This window comes from Cupriavidus sp. MPR-AND1C, from assembly GCF_058809705.1.
Genome location: NZ_JBXASU010000073.1, coordinates 23646 through 37710 on the forward strand (window position 1 = coordinate 23646; position 14065 = coordinate 37710).

At 66.8% G+C, this 14065-nt stretch carries 11 protein-coding genes; 4 read left to right on the plus strand and 7 right to left on the minus strand.

Annotation, left to right across the window (positions count from 1 at the left end; all coding sequences use genetic code 11):
• Nucleotides 1-12: 12 nt before the first annotated feature.
• Nucleotides 13-1332: an MFS transporter gene (locus AC1RWI_RS28840; protein WP_492870028.1), complete on the minus strand. Its 1320-nt coding sequence runs from the start codon at nt 1330-1332 to the stop codon at nt 13-15.
• 531 nt (nt 1333-1863) lie between these two features.
• Entirely contained in the window at nt 1864-2787 is a 924-nt protein-coding gene (locus tag AC1RWI_RS28845; RefSeq protein ID WP_043354754.1) for a LysR family transcriptional regulator, read from the minus strand.
• Nucleotides 2788-3136: 349 nt separating this feature from the next.
• On the opposite strand from AC1RWI_RS28845, the gene hfq reads away from it, so the two are divergent.
• Entirely contained in the window at nt 3137-3511 is a 375-nt protein-coding gene (hfq, locus tag AC1RWI_RS28850) for an RNA chaperone Hfq (protein WP_052495028.1), read from the plus strand.
• Nucleotides 3512-3700: 189 nt separating this feature from the next.
• Here the strand turns inward: hfq and AC1RWI_RS28855 are convergent, their stop codons facing one another.
• The 4 genes from AC1RWI_RS28855 to AC1RWI_RS28870 form a co-directional block, all read right to left on the minus strand.
• Nucleotides 3701-4105 carry an FKBP-type peptidyl-prolyl cis-trans isomerase gene (locus AC1RWI_RS28855; RefSeq protein WP_492870029.1) on the minus strand — a complete coding sequence of 135 codons (405 nt, stop codon included), beginning with the start codon at nt 4103-4105 and terminating at the stop codon, nt 3701-3703.
• Between the two features lie 175 nt (nt 4106-4280).
• A complete protein-coding gene (locus AC1RWI_RS28860; RefSeq protein ID WP_492870030.1) occupies nt 4281-5735 on the minus strand; it encodes a short-chain fatty acid transporter in 1455 nt (484 codons plus the stop codon).
• Complete coding sequence (gene lhpI, locus AC1RWI_RS28865; RefSeq protein WP_492870031.1) at nt 5732-6724, minus strand: bifunctional Delta(1)-pyrroline-2-carboxylate/Delta(1)-piperideine-2-carboxylate reductase; 993 nt, start codon at nt 6722-6724, stop codon at nt 5732-5734. The genes AC1RWI_RS28860 and lhpI overlap by 4 nt, the downstream gene beginning before the upstream one ends.
• 43 nt (nt 6725-6767) lie before the next feature.
• Nucleotides 6768-10193: a molybdopterin-dependent oxidoreductase gene (locus AC1RWI_RS28870; RefSeq protein ID WP_492870034.1), complete on the minus strand. Its 3426-nt coding sequence runs from the start codon at nt 10191-10193 to the stop codon at nt 6768-6770.
• Nucleotides 10194-10288: 95 nt separating this feature from the next.
• Between AC1RWI_RS28870 and AC1RWI_RS28875 the strand changes: the two genes are divergently transcribed.
• Nucleotides 10289-11206, plus strand: coding sequence for a LysR family transcriptional regulator (locus tag AC1RWI_RS28875; protein WP_043354762.1), 918 nt, complete (start codon nt 10289-10291; stop codon nt 11204-11206).
• Between the two features lie 317 nt (nt 11207-11523).
• Nucleotides 11524-12756 (plus strand): bifunctional alpha/beta hydrolase/OsmC family protein, encoded by a 1233-nt coding sequence (locus AC1RWI_RS28880; protein ID WP_043354764.1) that lies wholly within the window; start codon nt 11524-11526, stop codon nt 12754-12756.
• A gap of 65 nt (nt 12757-12821) precedes the next feature.
• On the opposite strand, the gene AC1RWI_RS28885 is transcribed toward AC1RWI_RS28880, so the two are convergent.
• Nucleotides 12822-13223: an OsmC family protein gene (locus AC1RWI_RS28885; RefSeq protein WP_043354766.1), complete on the minus strand. Its 402-nt coding sequence runs from the start codon at nt 13221-13223 to the stop codon at nt 12822-12824.
• Nucleotides 13224-13425: 202 nt separating this feature from the next.
• Here AC1RWI_RS28885 and AC1RWI_RS28890 point away from each other — a divergent pair.
• A partial coding sequence (locus AC1RWI_RS28890; RefSeq protein ID WP_492870032.1) for a VTT domain-containing protein occupies nt 13426-14065 on the plus strand: 640 nt, incomplete at its 3' end.

Below are 14065 nucleotides of genomic sequence, written 5' to 3' on the forward strand. Positions count from 1 at the left end.
TTGCGCCACGGGTCAGTCGCGGCCAGGGTGGCTGGGGAACAGCGCCAGCGCGCTCAGGCTGATGCAGGAGGCCGTGATCAGGTATCCGGCGGGCGCCATGTTGCTGCCCGTGGCGCTGATCAGCCAGGTCACGATCAGCGGGGCGAAGCCGCCGAACACGGTCACGCCAAAGCTGTACATCACCGACATGCCGGTGGCGCGTTGGTGGCGCGGCAGCGCTTCCATCATCAGGGCGGCGCCCGCGCCGCTGCCGACCGAGCCCAGGGTCACGGCGGCGCCGATCAGCGCCATGGTGAGCGGCAGGCTGGGGCCAGCGGACAGCAATGTGAAGTTGGGGTAGACCAGCGCCAGCGAAGTCAGCCCGCCGGCAAACAGCAGGGGCTTGCGGCTCGGCAGCCGGTCGGCCAGCAGGCCGAACAAGGGCGCCATCACCAGCATGGCGGCGCCTGCCGTGCAGGCCGCCAGGAAGGCGGTGACAGGTGGCATGTGCAGGGCGCTCACCAGGTAAGTGGGCATGTAGAACACCATGATGTACATGGATGAGGTGCTGCCGGTCATCAACAGCATGCCCAGCAGCAGTGTGCGGCCATGTTCGCGGAACACCGTGCCGACGCCGCCATGCGCGCTGCCGCCTTCGTGGGTTTCTTGCAGGTGCCGGCGGATATACATGCCCACCGGCGCAATCAGCAGGCCAAGCATGAACGGCAGGCGCCAGCCCCACTCAAGCATGGCGTCGGGGCTGAGCAAGGCCGATGCCGCAGCACCCGTCAGCGCGCCCAGCAGCGCGGCACCGCCTTGCGTGGCGGCTTGCCAGCTGACCAGGAAACAGCGGTTGCGCTTGCTGGCGGACTCAAGCAGCAAGGCCGATGCGGCGCCGATTTCCCCGCCAGCCGACAAGCCTTGCAGCAGCCGGCCGATGACCACCAGTACGGTGGCGGCCACGCCGATGCTGGCATGGGTGGGGGTGAAGGCGATCAGCGCGGTGCCCGCTGTCATCAGCACGATGGTGAGCGTGAGCGCCGCCTTGCGGCCGCGCTGGTCGGCCAGGTTGCCGATCAGCACGGCGCCCAGGGGGCGCATCACGAAGCCGACGCCAAAGGTGGCGAAAGACAGCAGCAACGATGCCAGCGGGCTGCTCGACGGAAAGAACAGTTTGCCGATGGTGGCGGCAAAGAAGCTGTAGACCGTGAAGTCGTACATTTCCAGCCCGTTGCCGATGGCGGCGGCAACGATGGCGCGGCGCGAGTGCGGGCGGGCGGCCGTGGCGCCAGTGGCGTGACTGGCGGGCGCGGCGCCGGCCGGGTGGCCTGGCGCGGTGTGGGCAGCGGTCATGCGGTCCTCCTCGGGTGGGGTAGACGGGCAATGGGTGCGGCGTGGCCCCGTTGCTCTCGGTGTGGGGGCATGTTAGGGGCCGAGCGAGGGATAAGCACTTCGCTTTTTTTCATGGGTATGCGCATTGGGAATCAGAGCCCGGCCGCAGGGCGCGGCGCCGCCGGCCACCACGACCGGGCCGCTCCCTGTCGGCACATAGGGCGCGGCAAGGTACCCGGTGCCGCTGACGTGCCCGGCCCGCACGCCCCCGGGGGCTTGCCGCGTGTGCCCCTGCCATTGCCGCTGGCTTCCAATCCCGTCGCCTCGCTCGCCCGGCATGCCACACCACAACCGGCGTGATGCGCTATCTTCGCGGCGGCGCGCGCAGTGGGGCAATGCGCTTGCCTTTATTGCCCTTCGATTTGGCTGTGGTCCGTAACTTATTGATTGTTATTGATTTTTTCGCGGACGGTGGATGGCCTCATGTTGCGCCTGCGCAGTGTTGGGGGCATGGCGTGGCCTGCATGCGCGTTGCCGGCGCATGCCGTTCGGTCAGGGGGCGGCGGTGCTGCGCGGTGGCGGGTAGTGATCCGCCAGCGCCTGCAGCACGGCGTCGTGCAAGCGTGCTGCCGCCCACGTCAGCACATGCCGGTCGCGCGAGACCAGCGAGATGATGCGGTCGGGCACGGGCTCGGCGACCTCGATGAAATCCATCCGCTCGGTAATGTATTTGCTGCCAAGCGACTCGCTGGAAAGCAGGATCAGGGTGTCAACCTGCCAGCACAGGTCCAGCGCCAAGCCCATCGATGTGCATTCGACCACCCGGGCCGGCACCGCCAGGCCGTTAGCCGCGAACAACTGATGAAAAGGCGAGCTGGCATCGGACAGCGGGTCCAGCGCGAGCCAGTCCGCCTGCTGCAGCACGCGCACCGAGCGTGCCGCGCGCAGGGCATGCCCGCGCCGGGCACCGATCACGGTCGGCAGCCGGCACACCTGGGTGCAATCCAGCCCGCGATCCAGCGGCAGCAACTGTGAGGTCACCGCGAAATCCATGGTGCCCTCGCGCAGGTGCTCCAGCAACTGCGCCGGACGCATTTCCAGCACCCGCAGCCGGGCGTTCGGAAACTCGCGGCGGAAGGTGCCCAGGCAGGCCGCCATCGGCCGCATCAGCGCCGTGACCGGCGTCACCCCCACGGTGATCTCGCTTTGCACCGTGCCTTTCATGTCTTCCAGGTCTTCGCGCGCGCGCCGCACATTCTCGCTGATCAGCCGCGCGTGCGAGACCAGCCGCTGCCCGTAGGGCGTGAGCTGCACGCCCTTGCTCGAGCGCACAAACAAGGTAGCGCCCACGCTGCTCTCCAGCTCCTTGATCGCCTTGCTCAGCGCGGGCTGCGTCAGGTGAAGGATGCGCGAGGCTTCCTGGATGCTGCCGGTTTCGGCAACGGCGGCCAGGGCGCGCAGCTGGTTGAGCTTCATGTGGTGGCCTGCTGGATGGTGGGCGGACATGTTAATGGCAAAGCGGGCGGCGCGAAAGAATGGCAGCCTGGCGTTGTGATCGGCGTGCGAGGTGGCCTCGAGGTGGCTTTCAACCGGGCGCCGGAACCGTTGGCATGCTCTTTGCGCGGGGAACTGCATCCGGCTTGCGCTAGAATGGCAAGTCTAGCCACTGCAAGCAATGATGATGCGCTGCCATCCCGGCGTGCCTGATTCATCTTGCGTTAGCGCGTGCGCACCGATATTGTGCATCGGTGCACCGCCGACGAAGCTGCGCCGCAGTAGCCATCTTTTTCTCGCAGCGCTTCGTCTGCCTTACTCTTAATATCCCATGCAGCTTGACGACACCAACCCGCAAAACTCCTTCCTGAACACCACGCGCAAAGAGCGCAAGCGTGTGCAGGTGTACCTGGTCAGCGGCATCCGGCTCGTCGGCTCCATCGAGTCCTTCGACGCGTTCGTGGTGATGCTGAGCACGCCCGGCGGCATGCAGACCATCTACAAGCGCGCCATCTCGACGATCCAGCTCGATACCGGCACGCGTCCTCCCGGCGGCGGTGGCGGCGCACGTCCGCCCGGCGCAGGCCCGCGCACGCCGGGCTCGGGTCCTCGTCCGCCGCGTGTGTCTTCGGAAGGCAACGCCCAGGCACCCCTGGTGGTCACGCGCAAGCGCCGCGCCATGGCGCCAGGCGGTTCAGGCGAGTAATGCTGGCCGTCCTGGCCGGGCGGGGCGGCCTGCTACGTTCCGCCTGACCCGTTCATTGCCGGAACCGTTGTGTGCGAATCCGGCGGGCGTGCCTTGCTTGCCAGTGGTGCTGGAATCGTGTCCATCGTGCCCCGGCCAGGAGGCCGGGGCCTTGCGAAATGCGGTGAGGCCGCGTCGCGTCAGTTGCCGTCAGTTGCCGATGCCGAGCAGCTCGACTTCAAAGTTCAGCGTGGCGTTCGGCGGGATCGTGCCGGGCACGCCGCGCGCGCCATAGGCGGTCGGGCCCGGGCACACCAGCTTGGCCTTGCCGCCGACCTGCATCTTCTGCACGCCTTCCGTCCAGCAGGGAATGACGCGGTTCAGCGGGAACGAGATCGGCTGGCCGCGCTTGTAGGAGCTGTCGAACTCGGTACCGTCGGTGAGCGTGCCGCGGTAGTGCACCTTGACCACATCGGAGGCCTTCGGCGTGGCGCCGCTGCCCTTGACAAGCGTCTGGACGGACATGCCGGACGGCAGGGTTTCCGCGGCCGGGGCGGCAGCGTGGGTGATGGACGCCATGCCCAGGGCGGCAACTAGCAGTGCAATCTTCTTCATGTGTGTGCTGGCAGAGTGGAGGGGGAAAGTTGGCCGGTCGCGCCGGCCTGAAAACCAGCATATTAAACCGGGAATGGGATCCCTCCGGGTTTGTCTGCCGCCGCCGTCGACGTAGCCGCCAGTCCTGCCAAGCCACTCAATGGGCAAGGCGCCACGGCATCAAGGCATCAAGGTATCAAGGCATGACGGGCGGACTGTAAGGCAGCGTCGAAGCAAAGGCCCACAGCATGAACAGCACAAGCGGCGCGTGGACCAGCAACTGGGTGAAAGTAAACCCGACCACGTCCTTGGCCCGGATCCCCAGCACGCCCAGCAGCGGCAGCATCCAGAACGGGTTGATCAGGTTGGGCAGCGCCTCCGCGGCGTTGTACACCTGCACCGCCCAGCCCAGGTGGACTTGCAGTTCATTGGCAGCCTGCATCACGTAAGGTGCCTCGATGACCCATTTGCCGCCGCCCGATGGCACGAAGAAGCCCAGCACGGCGGAATAGACGCCCATCACCGCGGAGAACGAATCCTTGGTGGCGACCGAGACGAAAGCCGATGCCAGGTGGTGCGACAACGTCGTGCCATCCATGCCGGCTGCCTTGGTGAGGATGAACGCAATGCCGCCGTAGAGCGGAAACTGGATCAGCACCCCGGCGGTGGATGGCACGGACCTGGCCACGGCGCGCAGGAAGCGCTTGGGACGCCAGTTCAGCAGCATGCCCAGCATCAGGAACAGAAAGTTGTAAGTGTTGAGGTTGGAGATCGCGAGGATCGGGTCCTTGGTGGTGAATTCATGCACCAGCCAACCGGCGCCGAGGGCCACGATCAGCAGGGTCAGCAAGGGGCTGTATTCCAGCCATTCGCCGGGGCGCGTGGGGCGGCCAATGCCATCGCCGGCATCGTCGATATCCACGCCCATGTCCTGCGCGGTGCGCGCGCGCTCGCCCGCCGGCGCTGAAAAATACGCTACCAGCAAGGAAGCGACGATCAGCACGGCTGTCATCGCCATCGATTGCCACAGGAAGATGGTCTGCGAAAACGGAATCACGCCCGTGATATCCAGCAGCGACTTGGGCAGGCTGGCGGGATTGGCCTGCAACTGCGCTGCGGACGAACTCAAGCCCAGTGCCCAGGTGGCGCCCATTCCCAGGTAGGCGGCGGCGCTGGCCGCGCGATAGTCCACGCGCAGCCCGGTGCGTCGTGCAATGGCCCGCACCAGCAGCCCGCTGAAGATCAGGCTGATGGCCCAGTTGAGCAGGGAGGTCAGCAGGCTGACCAGCGCGACAAAGGCGATGGCGCCGCGTGCTGTGCGCGGCAGGGCGGCTAGCCGCTCGATCAGCAGGGAAGCCGGCGGCGAGGCCGCCACGACATAGCCCGAGATGGCCACCACCGCCATTTGCATGGTGAACGGGATCAGGCTCCAGAAGCCGTCGCCAAATGCGCGGGCCACGCCATGCGCGGGCGCGCCGATGGCCATCGCGCCAAGCGCCACGACGATCACCGCGATGGCGGCAAAGATATACGAGTCGGGGAACCAGCGCTCGGACCAGTCGGTGACCTTGACGGCCAGACGCTCCAGTCCGCCGCGGCCCGGGTGGTCCGGGTGGTTGGCTGCGTTCAGGGGCAGGGGGGTGCTTTTCATGCTTGTCTCCTTACATTGCCATGGCTTTCTGCGCGCGGCGTGGTGCGCGGCAAGCCTTCGAATCCTTCATAAGCCATGACGGCGGCCGCGAGGTCTTCCAGCGCGGTGCCGACAGCCTTGAAGACGGTGATTTCCGTGTCATCCGTGCGGCCGCGATGGCGCTGCTGGCACAGGTCCGCGAGCGTGCCCCGGATATCGGTGGCCTTGAGCACGCCAGCTTCGATCGGGTGGAGCAGGTCGCCGGCCTTGAGCACGGCTTCGCTGGTGTCGACGAAGACGGCGGTTGACTCGAAGCAGCCGTCGTCGGCCTCGCGCATGGCCGGCGTGAAGCCGCCGATCAGGTCCAGGTGGGTGCCGGGCCTGAGCCACGCGCGCTGCACGAGCGGCGAGGTGGAGAGCGTGGCGGAGGTCACAATATCGGCGTCTTCGCAGGCGGCGGCGATCGTCGCGACAAAGCGCGCCTCGAAGCCGTCGGCCCGCAATCTTGCCGCCAGCGCTTCGCCTTGGCTCGCGTTGATATCCCAGACGGCAACGCGCTGGATCGGCCTGACGGCGCGATAGGCTTGGGGCAGCAGGCTGGCTACGCGGCCCGCGCCGAGCACCAGCATCGACGAAGCATCATTGCGGCTCAGGTAAGAGGCCGCCAGCGCCGACGCGGCGGCGGTACGCCTGGACGTGATCTCGTTGCCATCGATCATGGACAACGGTTTGCCGGTGCACGCATCGTGCAGCAGGTAGGTCGAGTACAAGCCCGGCAGCCCGGACAACGTATTGCCCGGGTAGATGGTCACGGTCTTGACGCCGAGATAGGCGTCGGCCTGCCAGGCGGGCATCAGCAGCATTGTCCCCGGCGCCGCGCCGTGCGTATCGATGACATGGCTGTGGCGCTGCGGGACCTCGCAGCCGCGGATAAACGCGTCGCGCAGGGCAGGCACGAGTTTGGCGAACGGCAGCAGCGCGCGGGTGGTGTCGGAGTCGAGTATCAACATGTTGGCTTGGGTGGGGTTGGAAGAAGGGCGGCGGCGGGCGCAATCATGCGTTCAGCACGATGTCGCTGGCAGGCACGGCCTGGCACGCCAGGCACATGCCGGCATCGTCGGGTTCCTCGCCGTGCAGGTGCCGGATGCGGCCCGACACGACGGAAACCGCGCAGCTCTCGCACTGGCCGACCCGGCAGCCGCTGGGCAGTGCCAGGCCGAGCTTTTCAGCGAAGCCCAGCAGTGGGCCGTCCGCCGAGCGCCAGGTGCCGGTGGTGCCGGACCTGGCGAACACCACATTGAACTGCTGGCCTGGCCCGGCCGCCACGCGTTCGGGCGAGCGGAACACTTCGCGCAAGATGTCGGCGCGCGGCACGCCACGCTCGGCCAGCGCGTTGGCGAAGGCGGTCATCATTGGCGCGGGGCCGCACATATAGACGAGCGGGCGCTGGCCGAGCAGTCCGGCCGGGACATGCTCGGCGCTGACGCGTCCGGCCACGTCGTAGTCGACGCCGGGTACGTCGCCTTGCGCGGGACTGTCGTAGAAATTGACGACTTCCAGCGTCGGCAAGGTGTGCCGCAGTGCCAGGATGCGTGACCGGAACGCATGGGCCAGGCCGTTCTGGTTCGCGTACAACAGCAGTATCTTTGGTGCATCAGCGAGCCCGGCCAGCGATTCGAGCAGGCTGACAAACGGCGTGATGCCGATCCCGCCGGCCAGCAGCACCAGTGGGCGCCGGGTGCGCACCGGCATGACAAAGGTGCCGGATGGCGAACGCAGCGAGACGATGTCGCCAATCGCAAGGCACAGGTTGATATGCGACGAAGCGCGCCCGAACACGGCCTCGCCGGTATCGGTCAGGCCCGCCGCGCGGCGCACGGAGATTGAGTAGCCACGCCGCATCGGCAAGACGGCGGGGCCGGTCAGCGAATACGAGCGTACGATCTCTTCGCCGGCGGGCGGCACGGTGAGCTTGATCGTCACATGCTGGCCCGGCAGGAAGTCCGGCAAGCCGCCGCCATCGATGGGTTCCAGGCATACCGACGTGACCTCGCGCGCTTCCTTCACCAGGCTAGCGACGCGAAAGGCGCGATAGCCGTCCCACCGGCGGCGCGTCACATCGAAGGCCGGGTCGTGCTCGACGTTGCAGCGGTAGGCCCGCAGCGGCACGGAGCCGCTGACCGGATCGATGCTGTCCGCGGCGATCAAGCCGTTGTAGTTGCTGTTGTTCTCGCCCGTGACGCCGAGCGCGGTCTGCGCAAGCGCATCGCAGCCCTGCCACCAGCCAAATTCGCCGACCACCACGCGGGGATGCAGGCCTTCCCGGATCTTGGCGATAAACCTTGCGCTGCCCATGGACGTGGTCACCCGGATCGCATCGCCGCTGGCAATCCCGCGCGCGGCTGCCAGCGCGGCCGGGATTTCCGCTTCGGGTTGCAGCGCGCGGCGCCGCAGCGAGGGCAGCCCGCGATGCTGGCTGTGGCAGTAGTAGCCGCTCTTGGCCGAGGTCAGGACGAAAGGATAGGCGTCGCCGGCAGCGTCGTCTGCTTCTTCGGGGCACTGGCCGGCGCGTGGCAGTGGCGGATAGCCGTGGCGCAGCAACTGTTCGGAGTACAACTCCACCAACCCCGTTTGTGTGTTGAAGGCGCGAGCGCGCGGCCGGCCCGCATACTTGCGCTCCACGTCGGCAACGGGCACGCGGATGCCTTCCGGTTGCTCACGCAGCTTGTCCACTGTCAACCCTGACGGGGCGAGCATGTGATTCCATCCCGCCTCCAGGCTGCCGCCAAAGAACGCCTGCCCCATGCCCAGCCTGACGGCGAGATCGAACACGATGTCGTTGTCCGAGCGCGACTCCCCGCGCGGCGACACCATGCGCTGGCGCAACTGCACCAGTTGCTCGGCCTCGGCGGAGATCTCGAAACCGATGCGCAGTCCCTCGCGCTCCCACGGCGTGTTGACCGGCAGCAGGATATCGGCGTAGCGGGAACTGGGGGTTTCGAACAGATCGCAATGGACATAAAAGTCCAGGCTGCGCAGGGCGCGCTCGCCGTCGTCCACATCGGCTTGCGAGAGCAGGGGATTGGTGCCGAATGCCATCAGCGTGCGCACGGCGTAGGGCTGCGCGTGCAGGATCGCCCGGTAAAGGTCGCGCGCGGTGACCCATCCCTGCGCGGGCGGCCCGAGCGGCCTCGCGTCATAGCCCAGTGCCTTGCTCTTCTGCGCCGGCGGCAGCAGGTCGAAGCTGTTGACCGGGTTGTACGGGGGCTTTTGAAAGATCCGGTTGCCACCCGGCTTGTCGAAACTGCCGGTCAAGGCATAGAGGCACGCGATTGCCCGGTCCGTCTGGGTTGCGTTGTCATGCTGGCCAACGCCGGACCAGGCGTGATAGGCCACGCGCCTGGCCGAGCCGAACAGGCTTGCCGCATGGCGGATATCCGCCTGCGCCACCCAGGTGAGCCGCTCGGCTACGTCAGCGGGGTAACGGGCGCATTCGCCGGCATACAGGTCGAAGGCGGGTCGGCAAGCGAGCGTGGCCGTGCCTGTGGCGTGGCCCACTTCGAAAGTGCCTCTTAGCGCGACATGCTCGAAATCCCGCCCGGCCAGCGTCGACGACGGCCGGGCTTGTCCGGCATGGGCGTCCCAGGCCAGGTAGGCATCGCCGTCGGCCAGCCCCAGGTCGCGGCCCCGCAGGAAGCGCCCGTTGTCGCTGCGCACCAGCAAGGGGCCATTGGTCCATTGCCGCACGAAGGCCAGGTCGAACGCATTGGCTTCGATCAGCAGGTTGGCGATCGCCATGGCGAGCACGGCGTCCGTGCCCGGCCGCACGCGCAGCCATTGCTCCGCCTGGCCAGCCAGCGCTGTCTGCCTGGGGTCTACCACCAGCAGCTTCGCGCCGGCGGCCCTGCCGGCACCAATCGCTTCGGCCTGCGACAGCCAGGTGTTGGTCGGGTTATGGCCCCACAACACGATGAGTTCGGCGTTGCGGTAATCCGCGGTCGGCATGCCGCAGCCGAAGGTGAAGGCGTGCGCATAGTCCTTGTGCCAGTTGCAGATTTCCGTGGCGTAACAGGTGTTGGGACTGCCAAAGAGCCGGATAAGCCGCTCGATCCAGTCGATGCTGTCGGACAGCGGCGTGCCGCTCGGCGTGGTGACGGCAAAGGCGACCGATTCGGCGCCGCCCTCGCACCTGGCCTGGAGCAGGCGCTGCGCAACCTCGGCCAGGGCATGCTCCCAGCTAATGCGCTGCCAGCCGGGATCCGCGTCGGTCTTGGGCGTGGTCCGCCGCATCGGATACAGCACGCGGTCGGCGCCATGGACCAGCTCCGGCGCGGATTTTCCTTTCATGCACATCGCCTTGCCCGTGGGGTGCGAGGTGTCCGGGCGCACTGCGATCAGCGCATCGTTCTCCACCACGTTCACCGTGCCGCATCGGGAGCGGCACAACGTGCAGTAGCCGCGCTTGTCTTCCTGAATCATGGTTGTCACCGCATCTTGTCTCCTGACCGGATGCTAGCTAGGATGAGGAAGTATTTCTAATTCATAATTTCGACATAGTAATATCGGAAAAATCGATGCTCCCCACTCTAAAGCAACTGCAGCATTTCGTGGCCATCGCCGAGACGGGGCAAGTGTCGCGTGCGGCACTTCGTTGCCACGTATCGCAGTCGTCCATGACGGCCTCCCTGAAGAGTCTGGAGCAAGCGGTGGGCGTGCAGTTGTTCACCCGGCACGCCGGCGGCGTGCGCCTTACCGAAGCCGGTACGCGTTTCCTGCGGCATGCGCAGCAGATCGAGGACGCCGTGCTGGATGCGGTGGAAGCCGTCAGCGTGGCGCCGGTAGACATCGCGGGCACGGTGCGCATGGGCGTGACCGAAACCATCACGGCTTATGTGCTGCCCGGCTTGCTAGAGTCCATCGAGAGAAAATTCCCCAGGCTGCGGCTTGAGCTGCTGGAGCGGGAACGGCATGACATCGAGCGGGGCATCCTGCGTGGCGAGATCGATATTGCCCTGCTGCTGGTTTCGAACCTGCCCGGGCTCGACCATGTCACCTGCGAAACGCTGCTGCGCTCGCCAAGGCAGCTATGGGGCCATCCCGAGCATCCGCTGATGACGGCGGACCGCATCGGCCTGGCGGACGTGGCGCGGCATGACTACATCCTGCTCGACATGGACGAGCACATTGCCACGGTCGGCAAGTACTGGGGGCAATATGGTCTGGCGCCCCAGGTCCGCTACCAGAGCTGCTCGATCGAGGCGGTCCGCAGCCTGGTGGCGGCCGGGCGCGGCATCGCCATCCTGTCCGACCTGGTCTACCGGCCGTGGTCGCTGGAGGGGCAGCGCATCGTGCGGCGCGGGATTGCCGACAAGGTGCCGTCGATGGACGTGGGGCTGGTATGGAAGCGGGAACCCGCCACCGCGGGCAATGTGGTGGCGCTGGCGGACTACCTGCGCAGTGCGCTCAAGGGCAGGGAGAAAGCACGCATGTGAGCCGGCGGGCCTATGCCAGGATCAGTGGCCGGCGACGGATTGCCGACTTGCACAGGTTGATCGGGCTATGCCACGCCAATGACGCCACTGGCTCGTACCCCTTGATGGAAACGCTGTGCGTATCCTGCTAGCTGTCCGGCACCTTCGGCGTGGGCGCGCCCCCGGTCTTGGGGGCCACGCTCTTTCGCCATGAATGGCAAGCTTGCCGGCGCTACTGCGTGTTGTGCGCGGACAGCCATGCGGCGCCAGTGGCACACGGCGGCAAACTTGGCTAGAGTGGGAACCTCATACAGTTCGCGTCAAGCATGAGGATACCCATGGAAGCCCAGCGCCTGCAGTTCCCGGGAAGTGATGGTCAGCAACTCAGCGCACGGCTGGATTTGCCAGTTGGCCCGGTGCGCACCTTTGCCTTGTTCGCCCATTGCTTCACTTGCGGCAAGGACGTGCTGGCGGCGACGCGTATCGCGCAGGCGCTGACGGCGCACGGCATCGCCGTGCTGCGCTTTGATTTCACCGGCCTTGGCGGCAGCGGCGGCGATTTCGCCAATACCAATTTCTCGTCCAACGTGGCCGACCTGCTGGCGGCGGCGGACTACCTGCGCCAGCATCACCGGGCGCCGGCCTTGCTGATCGGCCACAGCCTGGGCGGCGCGGCGGTGCTCAGCGCCGCGCACGGCATCCCCGAAGCCAAGGCGGTCGTCACCATCGCCGCGCCGAGCGATCCGAGCCATGTGGTCGGCCTGTTCGGCGACCAGGCCGCGCGCATCGAGGCCGATGGACAGGCCGAGGTCCGGCTCGCCGGCCGTGCGTTCAAGATCAAGCGGCAATTCATCGAAGACGTGGCCGAGCAGAAGCTGCTCGATAGCGTAGCCAAGCTGCGCAAGGCGCTGCTGGTCATGCATGCGCCGCAGGACGACACCGTCGGCATCGACAACGCCACGCAGATCTTCATTGCCGCCAAGCACCCCAAGAGCTTCGTCTCGCTCGACCGCGCCGATCACCTGCTCACGCGCAAGGCCGATGCCGTCTACGTGGCCAACACCATCGCGGCATGGAGCCAGCGCTATCTCGACATCGATGCCCTGGATGTGCCGGCCGCGGTGGCCGAGGAAGGGCTGGTGCGGGTGGAGGAAAGCCACGTCGGCAAGTACCAGGAGCGCATCACCGCCGGGCCTCATCACTTGCTGGCCGACGAGCCCGTTTCGTTTGGCGGCCTCAATGGCGGGCCTGCGCCTTACGACTTGCTGCTGGCGGGGCTGGGCGCCTGCACCGCCATGACCATGCGCATGTATGCCGATCGCAAGGGCTGGCCACTGGAACACGTGGCCGTGACGCTGCGCCACGAGAAGATCCACGCGACCGATAGCGCGGAGTGCTCCACCACCGAAGGCAAGATCGACTGGATCGAGCGGGAGATCACCATGCGCGGCCCGCTGGACGAGGCGCAACGCGCGGCGCTGATGGAGATCGCCGACAAGTGCCCGGTCCACCGGACCCTGCATTCGGAGGTGGTGGTGCGGACCCATCTGGCGGCGACTGCCGCCAGGTAGGCCGCCGGCGCGAACCGGACGAGGCGGCCTGCGGGCTGTCCCTTCCGGTTTTGCCCGGGGGCTTCTCAGAGGAAGGTTGTCTCGATCCTTGACGCACCCTTGAGGAACAGCGTCACCGGCGTGCGCTCGCAGATCTGCGCGAGCCGCTCGCGCTCGGCCTCGCCCAGTTCCACGCCGCCAAGCCGGACTTCGCGCCGGATGAAGCGTGCCTCATCCTTGCCCTGGAAGACTGCCGTGACTTCCACATCAGCCACGGGCCACTGTTTTCTCTGCATATACATTTTCAGCGTGATGGCGGTGCAGGACACCAGCCCGGACAGCACGAAGGCAAAGGGCGGCGGGCCCTGGTCCGTGCCGCCCAGCCCGGCGGACTCGTCACCGACCAGTGCGTGGCTGCCGGCCTGCAGGTGCACAAGGTAGTTGGCATCGGCCGAGCCGATCCGGGCGGTGGCTTGGGAGTTTGACATGGGTTTTCCTAGGGTTGTTGGTGCAGAGGATTGCGCGGATTGTGCCCGATATTATGCGGGTGCGCGCCGCAGGGAAAGGCTCTTCTCGGCATAATTCCCGCTTGTCATCGGCATTGGGGGCCAGGGCACCGTAGCTATCCGAGGTCCGCGGTGGCCAGGGCACGCCTACACTGTAGCCATCACTTCAAGATCAGGGGCACGCATGGAAGCATCGCAAGTCTTGCCGTTGCTGCTGCATTTCGACCAGCATCTTGGCCCTGCTATCGCGCAATACGGCGTCTTGGTCTACGGCATCCTGTTCGCCATCGTGTTCTGCGAGATCGGGCTGTTGCCGCTGTTCTTCCTGCCAGGCGACCCGCTGCTGTTCCTCTGTGGCGCGTTCTGCGCGGCGGGCGCGCTCAAGCTATGGATCCTGCTGCCGGTGCTGCTGATCGCCGCAGTGGCCGGCAGCCTGCTGAACTACGCCATCGGCAAAGCCATCGGGGAGCGCGTGTTCACGGGCGGCTACCGATGGATCAATCGCGACGCACTGCGCAGGACGCATGACTTCTACCAGCGCCACGGCGGGCTGACTTTGCTGCTGTCCCCTTTCGTCGCCGTGGTGCGCACCTTTGCGCCCTTCGTTGCGGGCGTGTCCGCCATGTCCGCGACGCGCTTCGCGCTGGCCGCGAGCGCTGGCGCTACGGTGTGGGTGGTGTCGCTGCTGGCCGGCGGCTATCTCTTCGGCAATGTGCCGCTGGTGCGCGATCACATGAGCGCCATCGTCCTGCTTGGGCTTGCGCTTGGGCTGGGGTCGCTGGTGGTGGCGAGTGCGTGGCGGGCGGTGAAGGGGAGGCAGGGGG